The sequence below is a fragment of the Ralstonia sp. VS2407 genome (genome assembly GCF_052950655.1).
On sequence record NZ_JBRFVG010000092.1, the window covers coordinates 1 to 594 of the forward strand.

1 protein-coding gene is annotated in these 594 nt (G+C 66.5%); it reads left to right on the forward strand.

Annotated elements, in window-relative coordinates:
* Positions 1 to 141: 141 nt before the first annotated feature.
* The coding region (locus ACU8YE_RS24010) for a response regulator (protein WP_446929856.1) at positions 142 to 594 on the forward strand (453 nt) is incomplete at its 3' end.

The window sequence follows — 594 nt, forward strand, 5'->3', positions numbered from 1 at the left end:
GTTTGACGGATTTCTATAAGCCGACGTCGCTGTGCTCCCGACCGACCACCCGAGGTTACGATATCGTATGGTTCGCTGGGCCGTGGAGGCGGCTATCATCGGCTGCCGACCTCAGCACGGTCCGGGAGGCGCCTGCATCGGATGAAGGTCTTGCTGATCGAGGATGATGCGAAGACGGCCTGCTACATCGGCCAGGGCCTGACCGAGCACGGCCACGTCGTCGACCACGCCGACAACGGGCGCGACGGTCTCTTCCTCGCGGTGAGCAACGCCTATGACGTGATGATCGTCGACCGCATGTTGCCTGGGCTTGACGGTCTCGGCGCGGTGAAGACCCTGCGGGCGGCGGGCGTGCAGACACCGATCCTGTTCCTCACGACGATGTCGGGGGTGGGCCAGCGCGTCGAAGGGCTTGAGGCCGGTGGCGACGACTACCTGACTAAGCCCTTCGCATTCGCCGAGCTGTTGGCGCGGGTGCACGCGCTCGGCCGCCGCCGGCCGGTCGCGCAGGTCGAGACGGTACTGCGGGTGGGCGATCTCGAAATGGACCTGATCGGCCGCAAGGTGCGCCGCGGTGTGCGCGCGGTCGAATTG